Below are 26,330 nucleotides of genomic sequence, written 5' to 3'. Positions count from 1 at the left end.
CCGTCTGCCCGCTCAGGCTAACAGGCGATCGCGCTATTTCATTTCACGGAGAAAACAATGCAAAAATGGATATATGCCCTGCCCCTGCTGGCACTGGCCTGGGGACATCAGGTCAAGGCTGCCGACATCGAAGCGGGCAAGGCCAAGGCGACTGTCTGCGTCGCCTGTCATGGGGTGGATGGCAAGGCGAGTGTCCCCGTCTATCCCCATCTGGCCGGACAGAACGCTGCCTATCTGCTGAAACAGATGAAAGCCTTCAAGGAGGGTAGCCGCACAGAGCCATTGATGGCACCCTTCATGGCGATGCTGACCGAGGCGGATATGGAGAATCTGGCGGCCTATTATGCCAGCCTGAAGTAGCCTAGCGGCGCCCTATCCCCGATGCGGTCGATTACGCTGCGCGGATCGACCCTACCGGCGGCAGTAGTCGATGATAAGGTCCATAAAGGCCTCTCCGAAGCGCTCCAGCTAACGATGACCGACGCCGATGACCGTCAGCATCTCGTCATCGGCATCGCCACTGACCCCATCTCCACCAGGGTCGACCCTACCGGCGGCAATACTCGATGATAAGGTCCATAAAGGCCTCTCCGAAGCGCTCCAGCTTGCGGTGACCGACACCGTTGATGGCCAGCATCTCGTCCTCGGTCATCGGCATCAGCTGGGCCATCTCCACCAGGGTCGCGTCGTTGAACACCACGTAGGGCGGCACCTCTTCATCCTCGGCAATCTGCTTGCGCAGACCGCGCAGCTCCTTGAACAACCGCTTGTCGTAGTTGGCATTGTCGAGCAGACCGCTGCGCTTCTCCTTGCGGCTGGAGATGGGCTGCAAGCGTGGCACCGCCAGGGCCAGCGTCGTCTCACCGCGCAGCACGGGGCGGGCCGCCTCGGTCAGCTGCAGCACCAGGTTGCGGGTGATGTTCTGGGTCAGCAGCCCCTTGTGGATCAGCTGGCGGATCACGCTCATCCAGTATTCGTGGCTCTGATCCTTGCCGATGCCGTAGGTCGACAACTTGTCGTGGCCGTGATCCTTGATGCGCTGGTTGAGCGAGCCCCTGAGCACCTCCACCACATAACCTACCCCGAAGGCCTGACCCACCCGCCAGACGCAGGAGAGCGCCTTCTGGGCATCTTCGGTGCCGTCATAACTCTTGGGGGGATCCAGGCAGATGTCGCAGTTGCCACACGGCTTGTCGTTGTACTCGCCGAAGTAGTTGAGCAGCACCTGACGGCGGCAGGTCTGCGCCTCGGCGAAGGCCGCCATCACGTTGAGCTTGTATTGCTCCACCTGCAACTGCTGGGGGTTTTCGATGTTGTCGAGCAGGCGTCGCACCCGGCCAATGTCGGCGGGATCATAGAGCAGCAGCGCCTCGGCCGGGGTCCCATCGCGGCCGGCCCGGCCGGTCTCCTGATAGTAGGATTCGATATTCTTGGGGATGTCGTAGTGCACCACGAAGCGCACGTTCGGCTTGTCGATCCCCATGCCGAACGCCACCGTCGCCACCACTATCTCGACATCGTCCTTGAGGAAGGCATCCTGGGTGCGCAGCCGCTGATCCAGCGGCAGGCCCGCATGATAGGGCGATGCCTTGCAGCCATGGCGGGAGAGCCTCTCTGCCACTTCCTCCACCCGGTTGCGGCTGGAGCAATAGACGATGCCGCAGTTGCCCTTCTGGCTCTGCACGTAGCGCAGCAGTTGCTCGGCCCCCTTGAACTTCTCCACCAGGCTGTAACGGATGTTGGGCCTGTCGAAGCTGGCGGTGTGGATGAAGGGATCGTGCAATTCGAGGCGATGCAGCATGTCGCTGCGGGTCGCCTCGTCGGCAGTGGCGGTGAGCGCCACCACAGGCACCTGGGGGAACCACTGCTTGAGCCGTCCCAGCGCCGCGTATTCGGGCCGAAAATCGTGGCCCCACTGGGAGACGCAGTGGGCCTCGTCGATGGCGAACAGCCCGAGGGGCAACTCTGCCAGTCGATCCAGAAACTCGTGCTGCAGCAGCCGTTCGGGGGAGACATAGACCAGCTTGATCTCGCCACGGCGCATGGCGGCAAAGTTCTGGACCATCTCCTCCCGGCTCAGGGCGGAGTTGATATAGACCGCTGCCACGCCGTTGGCCCGCAGGCTGTCCACCTGATCCTTCATCAGCGAAATGAGGGGCGAGACCACCACTCCGAGCCCGGGGCGCAGCAGCGCCGGGATCTGGTAACAGAGGGACTTGCCGCCACCGGTGGGCTTGAGCACCAGGGCATCGCGCCCCGCCACTATCTGCTCGATGATCTCGAGCTGGCCCGGCCGAAATTGCTGGTAGCCGAAGACCGCCTGCAGCAGGGCAAGGGGGGTATCGGGCAAGGTGTCGGCAATGGCGGTCATGGGCTCTCCTTTGGGGTCGCCATTCTAAAGCAGCCGCCGCCCACAATAAACCTGCCATTGCGACTGTTAAGGAAGTGTTGCAGACTGGCTGGAGTTTTTACTCGGCTTTGATGACAGGGATCGGTATCAGAGAATGAAACAGATGTTGAAGAAGATGGCGCTCAGTGGCATTGCCAATCTGTTCGCCGAGAAGATGCCGTTCAACAAGCTCATCGGCATGCAGGTGACCCACTATGACTTCGAGAAAGTGGAGCTACGCATCAAGATGGATGACAAGCTGATCGGCAACCCCTTTCACAACATATTGCACGGCGGCGTCACCGCCAGCCTGCTGGATGTGGCCGGTGGCATGATAGTCGCCGCTTCCTGCATCGACGAGCTGGAGGATTTCTCCCCCAGCTACCTCAAGGAGCGCTTTTCCCGCCTCGGCACCATAGACCTGCGAATCGACTATCTGCGACCCGGCCGCGGCAACGAGTTCATCGCCACCGCCCACATCATCCGCGCCGGTAGCAAGGTCGCCGTCGCCCGTATGGAACTGCACAACGAAGAAGGGACCCACATCGCCTTTGGCACCGGCACCTATCTGGTCGGCTAATGGCCTTTATTGCATAAAAAGTGCGCTTCTAAGCTGATTTTAATCATTAGAATTGTTACCCCCTCCACCGGCCAGGGTCCATACTGAAAGTCGGGATTGTGTGCAGAGGGAGGATTGCAGACGATGAGCGCGATGCTGGCTACCAAACCATCCAGAGCCTTGTTGACACAGCTCGAGTCTATGCGCGAAGAAGTGCAGACACCCGAGTGCCATCACTGGTTGGAACAGGAGCTGGAGGGGTATTCTCTCTGTTCACCCCTGCCTTGGTATCGCATCATTGCCTGTCGGCAACGCGGTCACTTCCTGAATCTGAAGACGGGGAAATATCTGACTTGCCACATCGGCAGCCAAACGCTAAGCCAACGCGACCTGGCCCAAGTTCAGTTCATCTATGCCCGTGAACCCGCCGCCCACTATCTACTGCGTCATGATCCCGGTATCGAACCCTGGCCAGAGCAACTGCTGGAAGCGTATCGAGAGCAGTTGATCCCCGGCCATCTCTGCCTGCAGGCCTGGCATGAGCCCGTGTCTTCGCTGCGTTCACAACTGATGGAGGGAATAGCACATTTCATTAGTGAGTACCCCAAGCATGCGGCTCTGCAAACTCAGCACGGCTTCAAGGCGTTGCGGCATCAACACTGGCATATCTGATCATGCGCCCCGGGCGCAAGGAGGGCACCATCGACAAGACCCACAACGAGATTGCCACAATCTAGAGTGCCGGAGTCAGGATCAGACTCCACCTGTAGGGCCACCGAGCGGTGGCCCTTTTAATGGGCGGCATTCCGCACCGGGCAACCTCCTCTGCATACCGACCATGCGTCTGCCTATCACGGCCAAGGCAAATAGCCCAATGCGAAAGACAACCCATTGAACCCCATGCGACTCACCAGCACAGAGCTGCATGGTGAGCCACGGCAAGGCGGATCTTTGAGGTCTTGGCCGCGCAGGGCCTCGATGATCTGAGGGCTGATGAGCTGGCGATCGGGAGATAACCTGGTCGGAAGGCACATCGCACCATAGGTGCACCCAGATGAGGTGAACATCGAATTTGCCTGCCAGCTCAGGCCAGGCCGCCGATTGCAATGGCTGGCGCCTTGGTGCCATGCCGTATGTCGCGACGGCAGAGGAAGCAGTGGGAAGCACAGGTAGTCAGTCCCGCAACGTCTGACATGCCAACACCATGTTCCTGCTTCACTATGTCATCGCGTCGTACTGCATCGTGCTTTGCACCGCCTCTGGCGCGAGCAGTACGGTCACCACTTGTCGTGCTGCCAACCGCAAGTCACCTTCGCCGAGGATCGCAGACACAAAGAAGAGGGGCCCGCTTGTATCGGGCCCCTCGGTTGAACGCAACGATGCTACACCGTTACGGTCCAGTGCACAGATAGTTGTTGTTGTACTGGTCCAGTGTCGTGGCGAGGTTGTTTGCCTCGGCCGCGAATTGGCCCTTCTTCGGATAATCCCCCATCCCGGTGAAGTTCACCGCGTAGCTGGGCGGCGGTCCATCAAGAATGGCTTGGCCTGCAACCATCGCTGTGACGGCATTCGGACACTGCCCCGCCCCGGCTTGCACGTTCAGCTTCGCAGCCAGCAGTTGCGCTGCCATGTTGAACGCCGGATCACTCGACTTCTGCTTGCCGCTCCCGACATCCTGCTTGCTCAGGATACGTACGGCCTCCTGGCAGGTATCCACGAACAGGTTGCCGATATAGACCCCGCCACCGGCAAAGGAGGCCAGCGTCTGATCAAGCACAGGTTCCTGTTTGCCATTGGATTTGGCGCAGGACGCCCAGTTCCGCCAGAAACCGATGGTCAATGCACGGCCGCCTGGGGGCGGTGTGTTGTCGATATTGAACACCTTCGTTTCACCCGGCCCCACCTCGAAGTCGCCACAGAGAATACTGTTGTCGATATTCGGGTTGATGACTACGCCATCCGGTGGCATGAACGCATTCGGAACAAAGGTTCCGAAGCTGCTGAGCCACCCCGGCAGCATGATCTCGCAGATCTGATAGGTCTGGCCTGGGATGAGCTCCTGCGTAAACACCAGGGTGCCGCCGTTCCCGGCATTGGCCGACATCGACTCCAGGGTCTCGCCGACGGAGAAGGTGGTAGCCCCCTGCCGCAGCACGAAGGTAAACGAGTAGCTGCCCAAGTCGGGGAGGCCATTCATGGTCTTGAGGACTTGTGCCTTGCCGCGTTCACGGTTCAGGAACGAACAGGAGAAGACCTTGCCTGCATCCTCCGGGTAGTCGACCACGAAGTCGCAGACCTTGTCCTGAATCGGCGAATCCGGGTTGGCCGAAACCAGATCCCAACCCGCCTTGGCCGTCTCTACCACGGTATAGGTACCCTCGCTAGTGAGGAGCAGATCGAGGCCAGCGGTCTGGAACATCGAAGGGCCTGCACCCGCACCGACATCTTGCATACTCAACAGCCCGCCATCCGGACCATACAACTTGAAGGTCCAGTAGTAGTCGTCATCCGAGTTTTCGAGTACCGGCTCAGTGGTCTTCTGCACCTGCGCCTTGGCCGGTTCGGTTGTTGGCACATTCTGGAAGTCGACAGTTGCCGAACAATGGGTCGCGATGCCGTCTTCGAGCTGGAGATCCACCGTCCTGGGGTTCGGATACTCGGCTGGGTCGCGCGGGTCAGCCAGACCGACAGGGACGCCAGTGTCACTGCCTGCGGCGAAGAACACGCTGCTCACCTCTTCGACATAATAGGTGTCGGGAACCAGGCCCCACGCCGTGACGGATTGCGTCGTCGCGCCTCCCCCCGTGAAGGTAATGACCTTGGTCTTGCTGAACGATCCATCATTGGCTCGGGTAATGTGGAATGTCACCTCGAGTTTTTCACCCGCATCCAGGAAGTTGGGGATGCTCTTCTCAATCATGAGCTTGGCCATGACCGATGAGGCGATCGGGATCTGCAGTTCGTTGGTGCTGGCAGCAAATCCGTCCGAGGCGGTCAGGTAGGCGGTGTCTCTCAACATGCCCGTCGTGACGCGCTTGGGATCGTCGAGATAAACCATCTTGTCAAAGGTGATAGAACCACTGTCTGTCTGACCAGTCGTCTGCCACCCTACCTCGCCGTCCGTCTGCGTGTCCGCAATGTAGCCATCCAGGAAGTCGCCGAATGACGGGACCCCGACCGCATACATCAGACCCATGCCGTCGATCTCCTCCACGTCCTTGATGGTCGTCGAAGCATTGGTGACCTCACCCTGCTGGATCTGGGCGTTCGCGACCGCCGTCGTGGTGCCCGGGACCGGGATGCCAGTAGCCTTGTCCGTATAGGTCCCTGATACCTCGTTGTGCAGCCAGTCGCCAACCTTGCCCGCCGTCGCTGCGTCGAATTCGACCGTGAATTCGGCGACCATGCCATTGAAACCGGCAGCGAGGTCGAATTGACCCTCGTTATAGGTATCGAGCAGGGTACCGGTGTTGTCCGAACCCTTGTACAGCTTGTCGGTCAACTCGACGGTGATCGTACGCGCGGCTGGATTCTTCGCATTCAACACTATGTTGACCGCAACCTTGCCGCCGATGACTTCCGCCTTGGTCCAGGTGACCGTGATCTGGACGGGAAGGGACGTCGGCGCATCACTGCGGCAGACGTTGCCAAAGTCCAGCGAGTCTTCGGTCCCCTTGGAGATATTCCAGGTCTGCTCCGCGCCCTGGTGGGCCGTCATCGTCTTGGAAATCTCCTGCGGCTCGATCTCCTTCACCGGGATGGAGACGTCGCGTGCACCAGCCCCTCCGGTGCCGAGATCTTCGGCCAGGAGATTGGCGTGCAGCGATGAACCCGGGAACAGGTGCGATCCCAGGGCCAACCGGCCGTAATAGTCATAGACACAGGTGGTATTTTTCGCCTGTGTGACCGTGATCAGTCGGTAAATGGAAATGTCTGTGCCACCGATGCCGGGGTTCTTGGGGGTTTGCGGCGTCGACTGTGCTGCCGCACAGGACGCACTCGATTTGCCCACATTCAGTACCGGGGCCGAAATAATGTCATATCCGGGTTTACTTGCATCCTCGTTGTCCAGTACCACACCAAGGGTGTACATCTGGCTGGCAGGGGCGGAATTACCGGCCTGCAGCGTGATGCGATAAGGAACGAGGTCGAGTTCGTTCCACGTCTTGCCCAGGTTGCCAGTGGTGTAGTCCGCGTCGGGGCAGATAAAGGGGCCGCCATCGGGGAAGGTGAAATTCGCATCTTTGCGACATCCCTCCAAGGTAGTCTGCACCCCAACGGGGTCGGCGGCCTGCGCCGGGCCGAGCAGCCCGAGCGCGAGCACGGCCCCCAGCGTCGTCTTCCATCGTTTGCTGACGAACATGTCGATGTCTCCTTGACGTTGTCCTTGTGTGGCCGGGAAGTGTCGTTCGACACGAGCACCCACGACCGCCGGTCGTCATGACGAGAGCGATAGAGCAAGTCGTATGCCAGTAGATATGGTGTTTAAAAACAAGGAGTTACGAATTCTTGCCATCAGGCATGTCACAGCAGTGAAACACACGGTACCGCGCTACCCGTCGAAATTGACCACAAGTCTTTGATAATTGAACCAAACGAGCATGGGAGATGCTGTATCGCGATTGATACTCGTGGTGGCGATGTCTGAGGTGCCATCGCCCTGCTGCGATACCTGCCTCCAAGCCAATCTGTGTCGTCGCGACGGTGTGAAGGCTCGACATCGTGTCCAGCAGACCGTCAGTGCGACGCGCCATGTGCACGGCGAGCCGAGGAGCCACCACAGGGGGATTGCCGTTTGAAGGGGATCCGTCGATGAACGTCTGGTGCTGGCAAAGGCGGTGGAGGAGCAGGGTGCCCGGCTCAAGGGGGAGTGAACCGGATGTGCGTGACCGTCCCGGGAAGCATGCCTTTGCATAAGGGATGATGGACCAGACAAGGAAGGACAATGACGAGGAGATGCAGGGGAGATGCCTCATGGCCCTGGGCATTCCAAAAGCGAAAAGGCCGCTCGATGAGCGGCCTTTTCCAATGTGGTCGGTGTGAGAGGATTCGAACCTCCGACCCCTTCGTCCCGAACGAAGTGCGCTACCAAGCTGCGCTACACACCGATGTCTGCGGGGCGAGAATTTACCGAAAGCCCCGACATGACACAAGCCTTTTTTTGCATCTGCCGTAAAAAAAAGGCTTTACGCTCAATAATCCAGCGTTTCATGGCGATCAGGGGCACCGGGCTCATCCCGGTACTCGGTTACGCCTTTAGCGGCAGCTGAAACTCGGCTGGTCCCAGCAGACGCCGACTCCAATCGGCAACGACCCCGTGCTCCAGCCAGTGGGCCGCATGCTGCCGCCAATTGGGAGAGAGCGCCGGGTTCTCCAGCAGCAGTTGCAGGTCTCCTTCGTGGCGGGCCTGATTGAACAGGATGTCGGCGGTGCGCTTCACCGTCAGCTCGGGATAGGGCCTGTCCATCAGCAGCAGCGCATCCACCGGATCCACTCGCCCTTCCTCCAGCACCCGCAGCAACCAGCCGCAGCGACCGGTGAGTTGCATCACCTGAGAGAGGTGCGAGTAGCCAAAACGTTGATTGAGCTTGAAGCAGGGGGATCTCGGCTGGCTGATCTGGACCAGGGCTGCGCCGAGGCGATAGACATCACCGATACAGGCCTGCGCCTCGGTCAATCCGAGGCCGGAGAGGTTTTCGCCAAAGGCCGCCGGCTGCCAGGAGGCTCGGGGGGCAGGCAGGCCCAGCGCGGTTTGCCAAGTCTTCCACCAGGGGTAGTGATCCGCGGGATAGTAGTGCAGGGCGCGGTCCGGACCGCCGTGATGGCGTTTGTCGCTCTGCTCATCGCCTTCCAGGCCCGAGAAGCTGCACCACAGGGGATGGCCTGCCTCATGCTTGTCGATGGCACTGACGAGTCCGGGGGCGAGTTCGGCATTCATCTCGGCGCTCTGGCCGATAAAGAGGGAGATCCGCATTCCATGCTCCTGACGGATGAGAGAATGCGGATCTTAGGGGCTGTTGAGCCGTCAGCGCAAGCCGCGTGACCGCCTCAACAGCCCCGGGGTCAGGCGACGGCCTGCATCTGGGTGGTCATGGCAATCTCGGCACGGCGGCGTTTCTCCGCCCTCGCCATCAGGTACCAACTGCCGAAGGTGAACAGCGACACCGACAGCAGGATCAGGCTCGCCACCGCGTTGATCTCGGGTTTCACCCCGAGGCGCACCGCCGAGAACACCTCCATCGGCAGGGTAGTAGAACCTGGGCCGGAGACGAAGCTCGCCAACACCAGATCATCCAGCGACAGGGCGAACGACATCATGCCCCCCGCCGCCAGTGACGGGGCTATCATCGGGATGGTGATGAGGAAGAACACCTTCCAGGGCTTGGCCCCCAGATCCATGGCCGCCTCTTCGATGGAGAGATCCAGTTCCCGCAGCCTGGCCGACACCACGATCGCCACATAGGCGGTACAGAAGGTGGTGTGGGCAATCCAGATGGTCAGCATGCCCCGCTCGGCGGGCCAGCCCACCAGCTGGGCCATGGCCACGAACAGCAGCAGCAGCGACAGACCCGTGATCACCTCTGGCATCACCAGGGGTGCCGTCACCATGCCGCCAAACAGGGTACGGCCACGGAAGTGGGGGATCCGGGTCAGCACGAAGGCGGCCACAGTCCCCAGCGCCACCGCGGCGATGGCGGTGTAGAAGGCGATCTCCAGAGAGCGGAACACGGAGCCAATCAACTGTTTGTTGTCGAGCAGACCGAAATACCACTTCAGGGACCAGCCCCCCCACACCGTCACCAGCTTGGAGGCGTTGAAGGAGTAGATGACCATGATGATCATGGGCAGGTAGATGAACAGCAGCCCCAGCCAGAGCATCAGCTTGGCAAAACCAAAGCGCCTCATACTTTCCCCTCCAGCTCTTTGGCTTGGTTGCGGTTGAACAGGATGATCGGAATGATCAGCACCGCCAGCATCACCACCGCCAGGGCGGACGCCACCGGCCAGTCGCGGTTGTTGAAGAACTCCTGCCACAGCACCTTGCCGATCATCAGGGTCTCAGGGCCGCCCAGCATCTCGGGGATGACGAACTCGCCCACCACGGGAATGAAGACCAGCATGCAACCGGCGATGATGCCGTTCTTGGAGAGCGGCACCGTGATCTGCCAGAACCGGGTCAGGTTGCGAGCGCCGAGATCGGAGGCCGCCTCCAGCAGGCTCTGGTCATGTTTGACCAGATTGGCATAGAGCGGCAGCACCATGAACGGCAGGTAGGAGTAAACGATGCCGATGTAGACCGCCAGGTTGGTGTTGAGGATCTGCAAGGGCTCGTCTATTACCCCAATCCCCAGCAAGAAGCTGTTGAGCAGGCCGTTGTTGCTGAGGATGCCCATCCAGGCGTAGACCCGGATCAGAATGGCGGTCCAGGTCGGCATCATGATGAGCAACAGCAGAACGGTCTGGGTCTCCTTGTTGGCCCGTGCGATGGAGTAGGCCATGGGATAACCGATCAGCAGGCACAGAAGCGTGCTGATGAAGGCCATCTTGAGGGAACCCAGATAGGCCGCGATATAGAGCTCATCCTCCTGCAGCAGCAGGTAGTTGCCCATGTGGAGCAAGATGGTGAGCTGACTGTCTGCCCAGGTCACCACGTCGGTGTAGGGCGGGATCGCCACATCCGCTTCGGCGAAGCTGATCTTCACCACGATGACGAAGGGCAGCAGGAAGAACAGGAATAGCCAGAAGAAGGGGATGCCGATCACCAGCTGGCGTCCCCCCATCTGCTTGAGTCGTCTCAATGCCTTCATGATTGCAGCACCACGCCGCTGTCATCTTCCCAATACAGGAACACCTGGTCATCCCAGGTTGGCCGCTTGCCGTGGCGTTCGGCATTGGCGATGAAAGCCTGAACGATTTTGCCCGAGGGCAGCTGGATGTGATAAACCGAGTGGCCGCCCAGATAGGCAATGTCATAGACCTCACCCTTGGTCCAGTTGAAGTCCGGATGTTCGATCTCCTCCGGCTTGTGCAGGCTCATCAGCAATTTTTCCGGCCGCAGGGCGTAGGTCACCTTCTTGTTCTCGGCACGGGAGCTGATGCCATGGCCCACGTAGATGGGCTGCTCCAGATCCGCGCAGGCGATGGTGGCGTGGTCCTGCTCATCTTCCACCAGCAGGCCGTCAAACAGGTTGACGTTGCCGATGAACTCGCACACCAGCCGGCTGGCCGGGGTTTCGTAGATGTCCATCGGGCTGCCGATCTGCTCGATGCAGCCGAGGTGCATGATGGCGATCCGTTCCGCCATGGTCATGGCCTCTTCCTGATCGTGGGTCACCATGACGCAGGTTACGCCGACTCGTTCGATGATCTCCACCAGCTCCAGTTGCATCTTGGAGCGCAGCTTCTTGTCCAGCGCCCCCATGGGCTCATCCAGCAACAGCAGCTTGGGGCGCTTGGCAAGCGACCGGGCCAGGGCGACCCGCTGGCGTTGACCACCGGAGAGCTGGTGGGGTTTGCGGCGGGCATACTGGGTCATCTGCACCAGCTTAAGCATCTCCTCCACCCGGGCGTCGACCTCTGCCTTGGGCAGGCCATCCTGCTTGAGGCCGAAGGCGATGTTCTGCGCCACCGTCATGTGGGGAAACAGGGCGTAGGACTGGAACATCATGTTGATGGGACGTTCATAGGGCGGCATGTCGGTAATGTCGACCCCATCCAGGAACAGCCGCCCCTCGGTGGGGCGCTCGAACCCGGCCAGCATCCGCAGCAAGGTGGACTTGCCGGAACCTGAACCACCCAGCAGGGCGAAGATCTCGCCCTTGTGGATGTTGAGAGACACGTTGTCGACCGCCAGCGTTTCGTCGAACTGCTTGCTTACCCTGTCTATTTTGACCAGCACTTCTTTACGCTGCTGGCTGCCCTCGAGGGCTTTCTTGTAGGCACTGGAGGCTATCGCCATTACCAAACTCCCAAAGGTGATACCGGCCGGGGCCGATCCATCAATACAATCTGGCGCCCCGGGATGGGCGCCAAGGTTAGGTTCCGGACTTGATCTTGGTCCAACTCCGGGTGATCAGGCGCTGCACCGAGCGGGGATGTGCTTCCTGCACATACAGACGCTCCAGCACCGCCTGGGGGGGATAGACAGACTCGTCATCGCGCACGGCCTTGTCCATGAACTCTCCCGCCTTGATGTTCGGGTTCGCGTAGCCCACGTAGTCGCTCACCTTGGCGATGACCTGCGGCTCGAGAATATAGTTGATCAGGGCGTGCGCCTCTTTGACGTTGGTGGCATCGGAGGGGATCGCCATCATGTCGAACCACAGATTGCCCCCCTCCTTGGGGATGCTGTAGGCAATCTTGATCCCCTTGCCCGCCTCGTCGGCCCGGGCCGCCGCCTGTAGTATGTCGCCGGAGAAGCCCGCCGCCACACAGATGTCGCCGTTGGCGAGATCGCCAATGTACTTGGAGGAGTGGAAGTAGGTCACGTAGGGGCGCACCTTGAGCAGTTGCTCCTCGGCACGCTTGAGCTCCGCCGGATCATGGCTGTTGGGGTTGAGGCCGAGGTAGTTCAGGGCCGCCGGGATCATCTCGTCCGCCGAGTCGAGGAAGGCCACCCCGCAATGGGAGAGCTTCTTCATGTTTTCCGGCTCGAAGATGATGGCCCAGGAGTCGATCTTGTCGACCCCGAGCACCGCCTTGATCTTGTCGACGTTGTAACCGATGCCATTGGTGCCCCACAGATAGGGCACGGCGTACTGATGACCCGGATCCACCTTGTCGAGCTGCTTGAGCAGCAGGGGATCCAGGTTGCTCAGGTTGGGCAGCAGGGCGGGATCCAGCTTCTGGAAGGCCCCCGCCTTGATCTGCTTGGCCAGGAAATTGTTGGAAGGCACGACCAGATCGTAACCGGTGCGGCCGGTCAGCAGCTTGCCCTCCAGCGTCTCGTTGGAGTCAAAGACGTCGTAGACGGTCTTGATCCCGGTCTTCTGCTGAAAGTCACTGAGGGTGGTCTCGCCGATATAATCGGACCAGTTGTAAAAATGAACCACAGGGGCTGCCTGGGTCAGATTTGCAAACCCCAGAGTCAGGGCCAGCGTTGCCATCTTGGTCATGTGCACTTATCAGTCCTCATTTGTGTGATTTTGCCAGTCGCGCATCCATTCGCGCCGTCCATCCTGTCGGGTGGTCACCACCCTCCCGGCCGAACTGCGGACCGGGAGGGGTACTCGTCACTTACTTACCTGATTTGATCTTGGTCCAGCTGCGGGTCATCAGACGCTGCACCTTGGCCGGCAGATCCGGGAAGGTGTAGATCTTCTTGAGGGTGTCCGCCGTCGGGTAGATGCCCGGATCGTTGCGGATCGCCTCGTCCACCAGCGGGGTAGCTGCCTTGTTGCCGTTCGGGAACTGCACCACGTTGGTGATGTTCGCGATCACCTCCGGCTTCATCAGATAGTTGATGAAGGTGTGGGCGGCCTCGACGTTCTTGGCATCCGCCGGGATGGCGATCATGTCGAAGAAGCTGCCTGCCCCCTCTTTCGGAATGGTGTAAGTCAGGCTGACACCGTTCTTGGCCTCGGCGGCCCGTGCCTTGGACTGCTGCAGGTCACCGGAGTAACCGACCGCCACGCACAGGTTGCCGTTGGCCAGATCCGAAATGTACTTGGAGGAGTGGAAGTAGGCGGTATAGGGGCGGATGGAGAGGAACAGCTCCTCTGCCTTCTTCAACTCGTCCGGCTTCTGGCTATCCGGCTTGAAGCCCAGGTATTGCAGGGCGGCCGGCAGCATTTCGGTCGGCGAGTCGAGGAAGGAGACACCGCACTCCTTCAACTTGGCCATGTTCTCCGGCTTGAACACCAGATCCCAGGAGTTGACCGGCGCATCGGCACCCAGCACGGCCTTCACCTTCTCGGCGTTGTAGGCGTAGCCAATGGTGCCCCACAGGTAAGGGATGGAGTACTGGTTGCCCGGATCGCTCGGTTCGAGCGCCTTGAGCAGATCGACATCCATATTCTGCCAGTTGGAGAGTTTGGACTTGTCCAGCTTCTGGAAGACGCCTGCCTTGATCTGCTTGGCCAGGAAGGGGTTGGACGGGACGACAATGTCATAACCCGAACTGCCCGCCAGCAACTTGGCTTCCAGCACCTCGTTGCTGTCGAACACGTCGTACACCACCTTGATGCCCGTCTCCTTCTGGAAGTTTTCCAGCGTGTCCGGCGCGATGTAGTCGCTCCAGTTGTAGACGTGCAGCACCTTCTCGTCGGCCATCGCCCCGGTACTCATCATGACCAGCGCCACGGAAGCAGCCATCATTCCCTTTTTAAAAGACATAGTCCTTGTCTCCTAAGCAAATTGTATGCGTAAGCCAATCTGCCCGGTTGCAGCCTATTCCCGCAGCTTTGCAGCCGTCAGATCCAGACTGAGCCTGGCCAGTTTGACCAATTCATCCACCTGTTCCTCGGTGATCACCAAGGGGGGCGATATGATCATGGTATCGCCGACAGCCCTCATCACCAAGCCATTGTTAAAACAGAACTCCCGACAGGTCATCCCGGCGTGCAGTTCGGCCGGGAAACGACGTTTCGTCTGTTTGTCCTGGACTATTTCCAACGCGGCGACCAGGCCTTTCCCCCGGGTTTCCCCCACCAGCGGGTGATCGGCAAGCTCGCTCCAGCGGCGCTGCAAATAGGGGCCGATACTATCATGAACTCGCTTAACTATGCTCTCGCTTTGCATAAGCTGGATGTTGGCGATGGCCACGGCGCAAGCCACCGGATGACCGGAGTAGGTGAAGCCGTGGTTGAACTCGCCCCCCTCTTCCACCAGCACCTTGGCGACCCTGTCCCCCACCATCACGGCCCCCATCGGCAGGTAACCCGAGGTGATGCCCTTGGCCAGACACATGAGGTCAGGCTTGATGCCGAATCCTTCGCTGGCGAACCAGTGGCCGGTGCGACCGAAACCGCAGATCACCTCGTCGGCGATGAGCAGGATGCCGTACTTGTCACAGATGCGCTGGATCTCGGGCCAGTAGCTGTCGGGCGGAATGATGACGCCGCCGGCCCCCTGGATAGGCTCGCCGATGAAGGCCGCCACCTTGTCCACCCCCAGTTCCAGAATCTTCTCTTCCAGCTGGCGGGCACGGGCCAGGCCGAACTCGTGGGCGCTCATGCCCTCCCCCTCGCCGAAGTGATAGGGCTGATCGATGTGGACTATGCCGGGAATGGGCAGGCCACCCTGGGCGTGCATGCCCTTCATGCCCCCCAGACTGGCCCCCGCCACCGTGGAGCCGTGGTAGGCATTGTGGCGGCTGATGATCACCTGCTTGTCAGGCTGCCCCTTGCTGGCCCAGTAGTGACGCACCATGCGCAGCACAGTGTCGTTGCACTCGGAGCCCGAGCCGGTGAAGAAGACGTGGTTGAGATGGGGCGGCGTGATCTCGGCCAGCAGGGTCGCCAGTTCGGCGGCGGGGGGATGGCTGGTCTGGAAGAAGAGGTTGTAATAGGGCAGTTGCTGCATCTGTCTGGTGGCGGCATCCACCAGCTCCTGGCGGCCATAGCCCAGGTTGACGCACCACAGGCCCGCCATCCCGTCCAGGATGCGGCGCCCGTCGGAGTCTTCCAGATAGACCCCCTCGGCCTTGGTGATGATGCGACTGCCCTTCTTGTTCAGGGCCTGAAAGTCGGTAAAGGGATGCAGGTGGTGGCTGGCATCCAGCTGTTGCCACTCGCGGGTGGTCTGCTTCATTGCTTGCTCCTCGGTTCCTTCGATGTAAGCGATTTAAGCGATCGTCGTGCAGGCATCCATGGGCTGACCCACGGGCACGGTGCGGCAGCGAGCGGGCGCCATCGGCGGCCCCTCACGAGCCAGTGCCATCTTGCTTTGAGAGTGACGGGAGGGATCTGCGCCCCTCCCGAGACGGGTCAGACGTTCAGCAGCAGGAATTCCCGTTCCCAGCGGCTGATCACCCCGAAGTAGGTCTCGTACTCCTTGCGCTTGACCGCGACGAAGGCGCGGATGAAACGCTCCCCCAGCATGTCCTTGATGGGCTCGCACTGCTCCAGATGGCTGAGCGACTCCTCCAAGGAGCGGGGCAGGCTGTAGGGCAGGTCATAGGCACTCGCCTTCATCTCCTGCATCGGCTCCAGCTTCTCCAGCATGCCGAGGTAGCCACAGGCCAGGGTGGCGGCCAGCGCCAGATAGGGGTTGGCGTCGGCACCGGCGAAGCGGTTCTCGACCCGGCGCGCGCTCGGCTCGGAGAAGGGTACCCGCAGGCCGCAGGTGCGGTTTTCCACGCCCCACTGCACGTTGCGCGGCGCGCTCTCGCCGAAGGTGAGGCGGCGGTAGGAGTTGACGTTCGGCGCCAGCAGGGCGGTCACTGCCGGGGTGTACTTCTGCAGGCCGGCGATGAAGTGCATGAACAGGGCGGAGTTGCCCCCTTCGCTGGTGCCAAACAGGTTCCGCCCCTCGGCGTCTTCCAGGCTCTGGTGGATGTGCATGGCGGAGCCAGGCTCATCGCTCATGGGCTTGGCCATGAAGGTGGCATAGATGCCGTGACGGTGGGCAGCCTCCCGCATGGTGCGCTTGAACAGGAACACCTGGTCGGCGAGATCGATGGCGTCACCGTGCAGGAAGTTGATCTCCATCTGGGCAGCGCCGGACTCGTGGATCAGGGTGTCCACCTCCAGCTCCTGGGCCTCGCAGTAGTCGTACATGTCCTCGAAGATGGGATCGAATTCGTTGACCGCATCGATGCTGAACGACTGGCGAGCCGTCTCGGGGCGGCCGTTGCGGCCCACCGGCGGCACCAGCGGATAGTCGGGGTCTTCGTTGCGCTTGACCAGATAGAATTCGAGCTCGGGGGCCACCACCGGCTTCCAGCCCTGCTTCTCGTAAAATGACAGGACCCGGCGCAGCACGGAGCGCGGCGCTATGTCGATCAGCTTGCCATTGATGTCGAAACAGTCGTGGATCACCTGAGCCGTGGGCTCCAGTGCCCAGGGCACGAAACGAATGGTGTTGGGATCGGGATAGAGCTGCATGTCCCGCTCCAGCGGGTCGATCATGCTGTCGTCATCCGGGTACTCGCCGGTCACCGTCTGGGTGAAGATGACCTCGGGCAGCCGCATGCCCCCTTCGCGCAGAAACTTGTTGGCTGGAATGATCTTGCCTCGGGCATTGCCGGTGAAATCCGGGAACAGGCACTCCACTTCCGTGATGCGATTGCTCTCCATCCAGCCCTTGATACTGTCCATGTTAAACCCCGACTCTACGGTTGTCATTGGCAAGGGTGTCTAATATAAGGAACACCCTTGTTAAGAAAATGTAATCGACCTCACCATAAAAGCCCGCGATAAAGGCCTTTGTCAAGCAGTGGTGTTTAAAAAACTATAAACAACGGCTGATATAATGACCAGCGCGGCACCAAATACTAAACACCCTGTGCCATGATCAGCCCACTGCAAGCCCGATGCCAAGGATGGACAGATCCTGCTCGATACTCAGTCAGCCCCTGTCGGAGCGGGCCCATTTCTTTGCAAGGGCGCACAATCCTTATCCGATTCGCTTTGCATACCTGCATTTTTTTGGTACAAGGCCCGCCCTGATTTGCACTCTCCTGCATGGATTTGGTGCAAATCGGACTACAGGGGCTTGGTCTGCGGGCCGACAGCCCCCATAAATGGGAAAAATTGGGAAACTGACTGGTAGCAAACCCTATGTGTGATTTCATGACTGAAGACCAACTGGCCTTTTACAAGGGTCAGATCGAGCGACAAATCCTCGAGCTCGAAGAGCGTCTCAACTCCCAAGCCAGCCAGGCCATCGCCACCGATACCAACGAGATGGCCGATGAAATTGATCGTGCCAGCATCGAGGAGGCCCGCCGTCTGGAGCTGAACCGCATCGAGCACGACAAGCTGCATCTGCGCAAGCTGAAAGGGGCGTTGAAACGCATCAATGAAGGAGACTTTGGCTACTGCGAATCCTGCGGTGACGAGATCTCCCTCAAGCGGCTGCAGGCTCGTCCTGAGTCCCGCTTCTGCGTCGAGTGCCAGAGCACCAAGGAATTCAACGATACCCACGTGTTCCGCCGCGTCGCCTGATACGCCAGTGAACCGTCACCACCTTGTCGCACCGGGCTGCAGGCAAGGCCGTGCACAGGCAGCGGCGTCCGTCTAGACAGACGAGCATGCCGGGCCGCACATGAGCCTTGTTCGCGGCTTCACAGCAAGAGCGTGACAACTTCTGTTAGACTCCGGGCAAGTCCCGGACTCTACAGGAGATCAGAGCGTGAAATGGCTCATCAAGCTGTGTTTGTGCCTGCCGCTGCTGGCACAGGCGCAGACGCTCACCGTCAAGGTTCCCAGCCGACCGATCAATGACCTCGACAGCGAATACCAGCTCAAGCTGCTGGAGCTGGCACTCGACCGTGCCGGACAGCCCTACAAGCTGAAGCGGGTCGACCTCAATCTCAATCAGTTCACCCTGCAGCAGGAGCTGCGCAAGGGCAAAACCATCAACGTGTTCTGGATGGGTACCTCCAGCACCCTCGAATCCGCCCTGATCCCCGTCCCCATTCCGCTGTTCCGTGGTCTGGAAGGACTGCGGCTGTCGTTCATCCACGGCGATGCCCAGGAGAAGTTCAACCAGGTCAACACCCTGGCGGATCTCCGGCAGCTGAAGGCGGCCCAGGGGGTCGGCTGGGCCGACAACAAGATCCTGGAGCAGGCGGGCATAGCAACCTATGCGGGACGCTACAGCAACCTGTTCCGTCTCATCAACGACGGCGACAAGCTCGACTTCTTTCCCCGCGGTCTGGTGGAGATCTTCGCGGAACGCCGTGAGCTGGCGGCCCAGTACCCCAATCTCGCCATAGAGCAGCACCTGCTGATCCGCTACCCCTTCGCCGAGTTCTTCTTCGTCAGCCCAGAGTCTCCCAAGCTGGCCAAGGCGATCCAGACAGGGCTGGAGCGGGCCTATGCCGACGGCAGCTTCATGAAGTTCTTCCACGAGAATCCCAGGATCCGCGAGGCCCTGGCCAGCGCGAATCTGGAGCAGCGGGTCACCATCTCCCTGCCCAACCCGGACATGACCCCCTTGCTCAGGAGCATTCCAGCCCAATATTGGGATTATCCGCCCAGGCAGTAATGCCGGGATTGGGACTGTCCCCCTAGGCAAGGGCAGTAACGCCGGGATTCCGGCGCACTGGCGCTGGGACTTTCCACCGCGACAAAGGGCGTGAGTCCCAGACCACAGGCTCGCAGGGAATGAGCGGGCCGGTTTCAACCGCCGCACCAGGGAGGTGCCATGAAGCGACTCGACGACTGGTTCAGCGACTACGGCCAGAGCCACCAGCACCCGGTCAATGTGGCCATCCACAAGGTGGCCGTGCCTGGTATCTACCTCTGCACCCTGGCCCTGCTCTGGTGTCTGCCGGCAGGCCCGTTGCCGCCGTACCTCAACTGCGCGGTGCTGACGGCCATTCCGGTGCTGGCCTTCTACCTGCAGCTGTCGTTTGCCCTGTTCGTGGGAATGACGGCGTTGACCGCGCTGGGGCTGGTCCTCTGCCACAGCTGGCAAGGCCCCTTGCTGTGGCCCGCCCTGTGCGGCTTCGCGCTGCTCTGGGTAGCCCAGTTCGTCGGCCACCGGATAGAGGGGAAGCGCCCCTCCTTCCTCGCCGACCTGCAATTTCTGCTGGTAGGCCCCGCCTGGGTGCTGGCCAGCCTCTATCGTCGCTTGGGCATCCCCTACTGAGGGAAGCCAAAGGAGAAATCATGACACACAACTCCCCCCTTACCCGCGCCCTGCCTCTGCTGCTGGGCGCGCTGTTTGCCGGTCCGGCGCTGGCCGACAAGGCCGATCCCGTCGGCGAGGTGAGCACCGCCTTCAAGCTGGTTGGCCCGAACCACAAGATCCTGGTGGAAGCGTTCGACGACCCGAAAATCGCCGGTGTCGCCTGCTATCTGGCGCGCCCCAAGACCGGGGGCGTCAAAGGCGGTCTCGGGCTGGCGGAAGATCCCTCCCACGCCTCACTGTCGTGCCACCAGACAGGCCCCATCACCCTGCCCGCCAAACTCAAAGCCGGGGAAGAGGTGTTCGACGTCAGCACCTCCCTGGTGTTCAAGGAGCAGAAGGTGGTGCGTTTTTACGACGAGAAGCGCAATGCCCTTGTCTATCTGACGTACAGCACCAAGTTGGTGGATGGTTCGTACAAGAGTGCTGTGAGCGCCGTTCCCATCATGCCGTGGGGCTGAATCCCCACCATTTATCCCGTGATGACAGTCACTATTTGTTGTAATTTAACCACATCATTATCTGCGGAGAGCGCCCCATGAGAGTCGCCGTTTTCAGTACCAAGAGCTACGACAAGGAACACTTCAATCAGGCCAACAGCCAGTACGGCTTCGAGCTGGAGTTCTTCGACGTACGGCTGGAGGCCAAGACAGCCCGCCTCGCCCATCACTTCCCCGTGATCTGCCTGTTCGTCAACGATGACGCCGACCGGGAGGTGCTGACCGAGCTGGCCGCCAACGGCACCAAGGTCATCGCCCTGCGCTGCGCCGGTTACAACAACGTGGATCTGGTGGCCGCCAAGGAGCTGGGTCTGAAAGTGGTGCGGGTGCCCGCCTACTCCCCCGAGGCCGTCGCCGAGCACGCGGTGGGCCTGATGATGACCCTCAACCGCCGCATCCATAAGGCCTACCAGCGCACCCGCGATGCCAACTTCTCCCTGGAGGGGCTGGTCGGCTTCAACATGCACGGCCGCACCGCCGGCATCATAGGCACCGGCAAGATCGGCATCGCCACCCTGCGCATCCTCAAGGGCTTTGGCATGCGCCTGCTGGTGAGCGATCCCTACCCGAACCAGGCTGCCATCGATCTGGGGGCCGAATACGTGGACATCGACACCCTGCTGCGTCAGTCCGACGTCATCAGCCTGCACTGCCCCCTGTTCAAGGAGAATTACCACCTGCTGAACAAGGAGGCCTTCGCCAAGATGAAGGACGGGGTGATGATCATCAACACCAGCCGGGGCGGCCTGCTCGACTCTAACGCCGCCATCGAAGCCCTCAAGACCTCCCGCATCGGCGCCCTGGGGCTAGACGTCTACGAGGAGGAGGAAGATCTCTTCTTCGAGGACAAGTCCAACGAGGTGATCACCGATGACATCTTCCGCCGCCTCTCCGCCTGCCACAACGTGCTGTTCACCGGTCACCAGGCCTTCCTGACCCGGGAGGCGCTGCACGCCATCGCCGACACCACCCTCGGCAACCTCCAGGCCATAGAGAGCCAGGGCCGCAGCGACAACGAGGTGGAGTGACACCTCCCCGCAGCGATGAAAACAGAGGGAGCCACTCCCTCTGTCTCCTGCGCAGACAGACACCCCGCTCGCCCTGTTGCCCCCTTCGACCGCAATAACCATGGCGCCGGGTTGTGAGACTCGGCGCCTTCGGGTAGGCTACCAGCCCTTTTTTGTACAGGAGTCTGGCAAGCATGTTCATCGGATTTGCTCACTGTACCTCCGACTGTGCGCCGGGTTGTAAGACCCGGCACCTTCGGGTAGGCCAGTCCTCCTTTTTTACTCTGGAGTCTGGCACCCATGTTTATCGGATTTGATTACGGTACCTCCAACTGTGCCGTCGCCGTGATGGAACAGGGCAGCCCCAGGCTGCTGACCCTCTCCGGTTCCCACTACCTCCCCTCCACCCTGCACGCCCCACACCGGGACGCCATCGCCGGCCTGCTGGCCGAACGGCTGGCAAGTACGCAGCAGGCGGAGTACCTCAAGCTGCGTGGCCCCGTGGTGACCCGGGCCCAGGCGGTGCGCCGCCAGATGCGCGAAGAGGGACTCATCGACGAGCTCAGCTTCGGCGGTGCGGCGCTGGAGCGCTACCTGGAGGAGCCGGATGACGGTTACTACATCAAGTCGCCGAAATCCTTCCTCGGGGCCTACGGCCTCAAGGCGCCCCAGATAGCCCTGTTCGAGGACATCGTCTGCGCCATGATGCTGCACGTCCGCCACGAGGCGGAGCAGCAGACCGGAGCCCCGGTGCGCCAGGCGGTGATCGGTCGCCCGGTCAACTTCCAGGGGCTGGCCGGGGAGGAGAGCAACCGCCAGGCCATCGCTATCCTGGGTGAGGCGGCCCGCCTCGCCGGCTTCGAGCGGGTGGAGTTTCTCTACGAGCCGGTGGCCGCCGGCTTCGAGTTCGAGGCGCGCCTCAGCGAGGATGCCGTGGTGCTGGTGGTGGACATAGGCGGCGGCACCACGGACTGCTCCATGCTGCGCATGGGCCCGAGCCACCGCGACCGGCTGGATCGCAGCGGCGATCTGCTCGGCCACAGCGGCCAGCGCATCGGCGGCAACGACTTCGACATCCGGCTAACGGTGGAGGGCATGATGCCGCTGCTCGGCATGCACGAGACCCTCAAGACCGGCAAGCCACTGCCCCATCCGCTGTTCTGGGACGCGGCCGCCATCAACGACGTCAGCGCCCAGAGTCGCTTCTACAGCCTGGATACCGCCCGCCAGCTGCAGGATCTGCAGCTCGACAGCCAGCCCGGCAGCAAACTCTCACGGCTCGCCAGCCTGCGGGCCCACAAGCTGAGCCACCAGCTGGTGTGGCGCGCCGAGCAGGGCAAGATCGCCCTGTCCGACCATGAGCTCAACAACCAGACCCTGAATGAGCTGGAGAAGGGGCTGGAGGCGGAACTCACCCGCCCTCAACTGGCAAGTGCCTCCGCCCCCCTGCTGGAGAAGATTGGCGAGCTGATGGACGAGGCGATCGCCGCCGCCGGCGTGGCACCGGACCGGATCTTCGTCACCGGCGGTAGCGCCCGCTCCCCTCTCATCAAGGCCTTCATTCGCCAGAAGCTGCCCGCCGTGCCTTTGGAGGGAGGGGATGACTTCGGTTCTGTGGCCTCGGGGCTCGCCCGTTACGCCGAGCGGTTGTTCGCCGGCTGAGACGGTCAGGGGAGCCATGGATAAGCAGGCTCAGCCGGGGCAGGTGTTGCCATTTACCGACACCCCCCTCTCCCTGAGGGCGACAGAAGCGGTCGGGCCGGCCCCCCCGTGCCCTGCCTCCCGAGCCATGGCACGGGTATGCTTGTCACTCCCCCCACCGGAGCCCCTTTCATGCCCAGATTTCTGCTACTGCTGCTCGCCCTGCTCCTGCTCAGCGCCTGCAGCAGTACTCCCCGCTTCGCCTCGCAAGATCTGCAGCACCACCACTGGGTGCTCGACAAGCTGGATGGCCAGGCCATCCCCAGCAGCCGCATCAATCCCCCCGACATAGAGATAGGGGAACACCTCACCGTCAATGGCATCGCCGGCTGCAACCGCTACTTCGGCCAGGGCCACCTCGAGGATGACAGACTCTGGGTCACCAGCCTGGGCAACACCGAGATGGCCTGTCTGGCGCCGCTCGATGCCGTGGAGCAGGCGGTGCTGACCACCCTGACCGAGGGTGCCACCCTGAGCGGCACGCCACAGACCCTGATCCTGACCGGAAAACAGCACCGTTTGGAATACAAACTGCGAGACTGGGTGTACTAGGGCTCACAAAACCACTCACCGACAGGAACAACTGACCCAGCTGTGGCACAATATGAGGCAATGTTCGCAATGGAGGCTGCCTCAGCCATGTCGATGGATCGCCTGTTTGGCAAGATCAAACAACTGCCCACAATCCCGCAACTGCTGCACGAGCTGATGCAGAGTTTCAACGATGAGAATGCCCGCATCGACGAGATCGCGGCCAAGATCGCCATGGACCAGGTGATCAGCGTCAAAGTGCTGCGGATGGCCAACTCCGCCGCCCTGCGCCGGGGCAACGAGGTGACCTCCATCGAGCAGGCGGTGATCCGTCTCGGCTTCAACCGCTTGCGCTCCGTGGTGGTCGCCTCCGGCATCATCAGCAGCTTCAAGGCCCCCCCTGGCTTTGACAAGCACCGCTTCTGGACCCAGACCTTCCAGGTCGCCACCATAGCCCGCACCCTGGCCCAGCAGACCAAGGCGGTGGATCCGGAGAGCGCCTTCACCTGCGCCCTCATTCACAACATCGGCGAGCTGCTGATCCAGAGCACCTTGCCGGAGGAGGCCGGGCTCATCAACCTGGCCATCGAGAAGGGGAGCAGCCGGGTCGAGGCCCAGCGGGAGATGCTGGGGTACGACTATGCCCAGCTCGGCGCCGAGCTGGCGAAACGATGGAACCTGTCGGCCTCCTTCGTCGATGCCATCGCCCAGCAGCTGGATCCCCTCTCTCACGATCCCGTCAGCAAGGAGGCGGTGCTGATCCGGCTCGCCGTCTTCGTCTCCTTCGCCTGGCACGCCGGGGTACCGGCCCAGGCCATCATAGCGCGCTTCCCCAAGCCGCTGGCCGACCAGCTCGGGCTGGATCCCGCCACCCTGGCGGATCAGCTGGAGCAACTTCACGAACAGGGCAATGCCCTCGCCGACCTCCTGACCCAGTAGCCTCTGGCCACCCTCTGATGCAGTAGATACCATGACCCATCCCTTCCTGTTTCATCCCCAGGTGGCACCCTGGTTCAAAGAGAGTGCCGATACCCTGTTGCTCACCCTGTTCAGCGAGCTGGACGCCCCCATCCGCGAGGTGTGGCTGCGTCACGAGCCGGACAACGAGGAGTACCTGGTGGCCATGCGCCCGGTCTCGACCCGGGACAGGCTGCAGGTCTGGCAGGTCGAGCTGCCGCTGGCCAGGGGGCAGGAGATCCACCTCTACTGCTTCAAATGTCTTACAGACGAGGAGCAGTGGTGGCTGCACGGGGCGGGCGTCAGCGCCGCCATGCCGCCGCGGGAGCAGCATTTCCGCTTCAACAGCCATCACCAGCCGCCGACCTGGGTACAGGATCAGGTCTTCTACCAGATCTTCCCCGACCGCTTCTGCAACGGCGATCCCTCGCTGAGCGTCAAGCATCACGAGTATGAGTACCGCGGCAAGGCGGTCATCAGCAAGGCCTGGGGAGAACCGGTCAGTCGCCACGAGGAGGGCCACGGCGCCTGCGAGTTCTACGGCGGGGATCTGGCGGGGATAGACGCCAAGCTGCACTACCTGCAATCCCTCGGCGTAACGGCGCTCTACCTCAACCCCATCTTCGATTCGCCGAGCAACCACAAGTACGACACCCAGGACTACTACAGTGTCGACCCGCACCTCGGCACCAATGCCCAGTTTGCCGAGCTGACCCGCAACCTGCACCAGCGCGGCATGAAGATCATCCTGGACGCCGTGGTCAACCACACCTCCACCGATCACCCCTGGTTCTGCCCGCCGCTGGGGGCCCAGAGCAACCCTGACTCCCCCTGGCGCAGCTTCTACACCTTCGACACCGAGGGGGACTACGTCAGCTGGAAGGGCATTCGCAGCCTGCCCAAGCTGGACTTCTCCAGTGAGCAGGTGCAAGACGCCGTGTATCGGGCAGACAACGCCATTCTGCGCTATTGGATGCGTGCCCCCTACCAGATCGATGGCTGGCGCTTCGACGTCATCCACATGCTGGGGGAACGGGGCTCGGCCATGGGCAACAGCGGCCATGTGCGCGCCATTCGCGGCGCGGTGAAGCAGGAGAACCCTGACGCCTACGTGCTCGGCGAACACTTCTTCGAGGCAAGCCAGTGGCTGCAGGGGGATCAGGAGGACGGCGCCATGAACTACTACGGCTTCGCCCACCCCATCCGCGCCTTCCTGGCGGGGCAGGACATCGCCTATCACCCCATCCGGATCAGCGCCGAGGAGCTGGACCGCTGGCTCAAGCTGGCCCGGGCTCATATCCCTTTCAAGAACCAGCTGGCCCAGTTCAACCTGCTGGACAGCCACGACACCGCCCGCTTCCTGCGCCTGCTGGGGGAGGACAAGCAGCGGATGCGGCTCGCCGCCACCCTGCTCATCACCTATATCGGTGTGCCCTCCATCTACTACGGCGACGAGGTGGGGCTCTCCGGCGGCAACGATCCGGACTGCCGTCGCTGCTTCCCCTGGGACACCACAGACTGGGATCACGTGCTGCACGATCACTACCGCCGCCTGATCCAGATCCGCAAGCAGCGCCCGGCCCTGCGCCGGGGGGACATCCAGACCCTCTACGCCGGCCCTCACAGCTATGTGTTTGCCCGCACCCTGCAAAGCGATCAGGTGGTGGTGGCCTGCAACCGCCACCCCACGGAGCCGCGCACCATCAGCCTGCCCCTGTGGCAGACCGCCAGCCCCGCCAGCCGCTTCACCGACGCCTTCAACGGCGACAAGTTCGAGGTGGTGCAAGGGGAGGTGCAGCTCACCATACCGGCCAACTCGGCCAGGGTGCTGCTGTCGAGCTGACAACAAAAACCGGAGCCCAAGGCTCCGGTTTTTCTTCATGTTGCTT

22 protein-coding genes and 1 tRNA gene are annotated in these 26,330 nt (G+C 61.4%); 12 read left to right on the top strand and 11 right to left on the bottom strand.

The genetic code is table 11. From position 1 onward, the window contains the following. The first annotated feature begins 57 nt into the window (after positions 1–57). Positions 58–360: a cytochrome c gene (locus ACB039_RS13150; RefSeq protein WP_042649191.1), complete on the top strand. Its 303-nt coding sequence runs from the start codon at positions 58–60 to the stop codon at positions 358–360. 187 nt (positions 361–547) lie between these two features. Here the strand turns inward: ACB039_RS13150 and recQ are convergent, their stop codons facing one another. Beyond that, complete coding sequence (gene recQ, locus ACB039_RS13145; protein WP_005328456.1) at positions 548–2,371, bottom strand: ATP-dependent DNA helicase RecQ; 1,824 nt, start codon at positions 2,369–2,371, stop codon at positions 548–550. A 133-nt stretch (positions 2,372–2,504) separates the two neighbouring features. Between recQ and ACB039_RS13140 the strand changes: the two genes are divergently transcribed. Further along, positions 2,505–2,969 carry a thioesterase family protein gene (locus tag ACB039_RS13140; RefSeq protein ID WP_005328457.1) on the top strand — a complete coding sequence of 155 codons (465 nt, stop codon included), beginning with the start codon at positions 2,505–2,507 and terminating at the stop codon, positions 2,967–2,969. Between the two features lie 123 nt (positions 2,970–3,092). Beyond that, on the top strand, positions 3,093–3,620 hold the full coding sequence (locus ACB039_RS13135; RefSeq protein ID WP_043128692.1) for a hypothetical protein: 528 nt from the start codon (positions 3,093–3,095) through the stop codon (positions 3,618–3,620). Positions 3,621–4,338: 718 nt separating this feature from the next. On the opposite strand, the gene ACB039_RS13130 is transcribed toward ACB039_RS13135, so the two are convergent. The 10 genes from ACB039_RS13130 to ACB039_RS13085 form a co-directional block, all read right to left on the bottom strand. Further along, positions 4,339–7,311, bottom strand: coding sequence for a hypothetical protein (locus ACB039_RS13130; RefSeq protein ID WP_371165839.1), 2,973 nt, complete (start codon positions 7,309–7,311; stop codon positions 4,339–4,341). Positions 7,312–7,979: 668 nt separating this feature from the next. Next, positions 7,980–8,056 (bottom strand) — tRNA-Pro (locus ACB039_RS13125). A gap of 140 nt (positions 8,057–8,196) precedes the next feature. Further along, positions 8,197–8,922 (bottom strand): MOSC domain-containing protein, encoded by a 726-nt coding sequence (locus tag ACB039_RS13120; protein ID WP_317841673.1) that lies wholly within the window; start codon positions 8,920–8,922, stop codon positions 8,197–8,199. A gap of 89 nt (positions 8,923–9,011) precedes the next feature. Beyond that, complete coding sequence (locus ACB039_RS13115) at positions 9,012–9,854, bottom strand: ABC transporter permease subunit (protein ID WP_025328719.1); 843 nt, start codon at positions 9,852–9,854, stop codon at positions 9,012–9,014. Then, positions 9,851–10,756, bottom strand: coding sequence for an ABC transporter permease subunit (locus ACB039_RS13110; RefSeq protein ID WP_043128697.1), 906 nt, complete (start codon positions 10,754–10,756; stop codon positions 9,851–9,853). The genes ACB039_RS13115 and ACB039_RS13110 overlap by 4 nt, the downstream gene beginning before the upstream one ends. Continuing rightward, positions 10,753–11,907, bottom strand: coding sequence for a polyamine ABC transporter ATP-binding protein (gene potA / locus ACB039_RS13105; protein WP_005328474.1), 1,155 nt, complete (start codon positions 11,905–11,907; stop codon positions 10,753–10,755). The genes ACB039_RS13110 and potA overlap by 4 nt, the downstream gene beginning before the upstream one ends. 76 nt (positions 11,908–11,983) lie before the next feature. Continuing rightward, positions 11,984–13,063 (bottom strand): polyamine ABC transporter substrate-binding protein, encoded by a 1,080-nt coding sequence (locus tag ACB039_RS13100; RefSeq protein WP_371165838.1) that lies wholly within the window; start codon positions 13,061–13,063, stop codon positions 11,984–11,986. A gap of 121 nt (positions 13,064–13,184) precedes the next feature. Continuing rightward, complete coding sequence (locus tag ACB039_RS13095) at positions 13,185–14,282, bottom strand: extracellular solute-binding protein (protein ID WP_139438034.1); 1,098 nt, start codon at positions 14,280–14,282, stop codon at positions 13,185–13,187. A gap of 54 nt (positions 14,283–14,336) precedes the next feature. Then, a complete protein-coding gene (locus ACB039_RS13090) occupies positions 14,337–15,698 on the bottom strand; it encodes an aspartate aminotransferase family protein (RefSeq protein ID WP_371165837.1) in 1,362 nt (453 codons plus the stop codon). A 176-nt stretch (positions 15,699–15,874) separates the two neighbouring features. Then, positions 15,875–17,206, bottom strand: coding sequence for a glutamine synthetase family protein (locus ACB039_RS13085; RefSeq protein WP_005328484.1), 1,332 nt, complete (start codon positions 17,204–17,206; stop codon positions 15,875–15,877). A gap of 462 nt (positions 17,207–17,668) precedes the next feature. On the opposite strand from ACB039_RS13085, the gene ACB039_RS13080 reads away from it, so the two are divergent. From ACB039_RS13080 to malZ, 9 genes are all read left to right on the top strand, one after another. Then, entirely contained in the window at positions 17,669–18,055 is a 387-nt protein-coding gene (locus tag ACB039_RS13080) for a TraR/DksA C4-type zinc finger protein (RefSeq protein ID WP_005328486.1), read from the top strand. A gap of 187 nt (positions 18,056–18,242) precedes the next feature. Then, positions 18,243–19,100, top strand: coding sequence for a hypothetical protein (locus ACB039_RS13075; protein ID WP_042649197.1), 858 nt, complete (start codon positions 18,243–18,245; stop codon positions 19,098–19,100). Between the two features lie 159 nt (positions 19,101–19,259). After that, on the top strand, positions 19,260–19,706 hold the full coding sequence (locus ACB039_RS13070) for a DUF962 domain-containing protein (protein WP_371165836.1): 447 nt from the start codon (positions 19,260–19,262) through the stop codon (positions 19,704–19,706). Positions 19,707–19,726: 20 nt separating this feature from the next. Beyond that, a complete protein-coding gene (locus ACB039_RS13065) occupies positions 19,727–20,206 on the top strand; it encodes a CreA family protein (RefSeq protein WP_371165835.1) in 480 nt (159 codons plus the stop codon). A 77-nt stretch (positions 20,207–20,283) separates the two neighbouring features. Next, positions 20,284–21,273, top strand: a complete 990-nt coding sequence (locus ACB039_RS13060; RefSeq protein WP_371165834.1) for a 2-hydroxyacid dehydrogenase — start codon at positions 20,284–20,286, stop codon at positions 21,271–21,273. 279 nt (positions 21,274–21,552) lie between these two features. Next, complete coding sequence (gene yegD, locus ACB039_RS13055) at positions 21,553–22,914, top strand: molecular chaperone (protein ID WP_371165833.1); 1,362 nt, start codon at positions 21,553–21,555, stop codon at positions 22,912–22,914. A 171-nt stretch (positions 22,915–23,085) separates the two neighbouring features. Continuing rightward, a complete protein-coding gene (locus tag ACB039_RS13050) occupies positions 23,086–23,505 on the top strand; it encodes an META domain-containing protein (RefSeq protein ID WP_005325473.1) in 420 nt (139 codons plus the stop codon). A 69-nt stretch (positions 23,506–23,574) separates the two neighbouring features. After that, positions 23,575–24,423, top strand: a complete 849-nt coding sequence (locus tag ACB039_RS13045; protein ID WP_182310307.1) for an HDOD domain-containing protein — start codon at positions 23,575–23,577, stop codon at positions 24,421–24,423. 31 nt (positions 24,424–24,454) lie between these two features. Further along, complete coding sequence (malZ, locus tag ACB039_RS13040; RefSeq protein WP_161507721.1) at positions 24,455–26,284, top strand: maltodextrin glucosidase; 1,830 nt, start codon at positions 24,455–24,457, stop codon at positions 26,282–26,284. Positions 26,285–26,330 lie beyond the last annotated feature (46 nt).

Source organism: Aeromonas sp. S2(2024) (assembly GCF_041402505.1).
Taxonomy (GTDB): Bacteria; Pseudomonadota; Gammaproteobacteria; order Enterobacterales; family Aeromonadaceae; genus Aeromonas; species Aeromonas media.
The sequence above is the reverse complement of the archived record's forward strand: the minus strand, read 5'-3'. Positions and strand labels throughout refer to the sequence as shown.

Coding starts and splice junctions, on each gene's coding strand:
- ACB039_RS13150 (WP_042649191.1), top strand. CDS start 58: ATGCAAAAATGGATATATGCCCTGCCCCTGCTGGCACTGGCCTGGGGA.
- recQ (WP_005328456.1), bottom strand. CDS start 2,371: ATGACCGCCATTGCCGACACCTTGCCCGATACCCCCCTTGCCCTGCTG.
- ACB039_RS13140 (WP_005328457.1), top strand. CDS start 2,505: ATGAAACAGATGTTGAAGAAGATGGCGCTCAGTGGCATTGCCAATCTG.
- ACB039_RS13135 (WP_043128692.1), top strand. CDS start 3,093: ATGAGCGCGATGCTGGCTACCAAACCATCCAGAGCCTTGTTGACACAG.
- ACB039_RS13130 (WP_371165839.1), bottom strand. CDS start 7,311: ATGTTCGTCAGCAAACGATGGAAGACGACGCTGGGGGCCGTGCTCGCG.
- ACB039_RS13120 (WP_317841673.1), bottom strand. CDS start 8,922: ATGCGGATCTCCCTCTTTATCGGCCAGAGCGCCGAGATGAATGCCGAA.
- ACB039_RS13115 (WP_025328719.1), bottom strand. CDS start 9,854: ATGAGGCGCTTTGGTTTTGCCAAGCTGATGCTCTGGCTGGGGCTGCTG.
- ACB039_RS13110 (WP_043128697.1), bottom strand. CDS start 10,756: ATGAAGGCATTGAGACGACTCAAGCAGATGGGGGGACGCCAGCTGGTG.
- potA (WP_005328474.1), bottom strand. CDS start 11,907: ATGGCGATAGCCTCCAGTGCCTACAAGAAAGCCCTCGAGGGCAGCCAG.
- ACB039_RS13100 (WP_371165838.1), bottom strand. CDS start 13,063: ATGACCAAGATGGCAACGCTGGCCCTGACTCTGGGGTTTGCAAATCTG.
- ACB039_RS13095 (WP_139438034.1), bottom strand. CDS start 14,282: ATGTCTTTTAAAAAGGGAATGATGGCTGCTTCCGTGGCGCTGGTCATG.
- ACB039_RS13090 (WP_371165837.1), bottom strand. CDS start 15,698: ATGAAGCAGACCACCCGCGAGTGGCAACAGCTGGATGCCAGCCACCAC.
- ACB039_RS13085 (WP_005328484.1), bottom strand. CDS start 17,206: ATGGACAGTATCAAGGGCTGGATGGAGAGCAATCGCATCACGGAAGTG.
- ACB039_RS13080 (WP_005328486.1), top strand. CDS start 17,669: ATGTGTGATTTCATGACTGAAGACCAACTGGCCTTTTACAAGGGTCAG.
- ACB039_RS13070 (WP_371165836.1), top strand. CDS start 19,260: ATGAAGCGACTCGACGACTGGTTCAGCGACTACGGCCAGAGCCACCAG.
- ACB039_RS13065 (WP_371165835.1), top strand. CDS start 19,727: ATGACACACAACTCCCCCCTTACCCGCGCCCTGCCTCTGCTGCTGGGC.
- ACB039_RS13060 (WP_371165834.1), top strand. CDS start 20,284: ATGAGAGTCGCCGTTTTCAGTACCAAGAGCTACGACAAGGAACACTTC.
- yegD (WP_371165833.1), top strand. CDS start 21,553: ATGTTTATCGGATTTGATTACGGTACCTCCAACTGTGCCGTCGCCGTG.
- ACB039_RS13050 (WP_005325473.1), top strand. CDS start 23,086: ATGCCCAGATTTCTGCTACTGCTGCTCGCCCTGCTCCTGCTCAGCGCC.
- ACB039_RS13045 (WP_182310307.1), top strand. CDS start 23,575: ATGGAGGCTGCCTCAGCCATGTCGATGGATCGCCTGTTTGGCAAGATC.
- malZ (WP_161507721.1), top strand. CDS start 24,455: ATGACCCATCCCTTCCTGTTTCATCCCCAGGTGGCACCCTGGTTCAAA.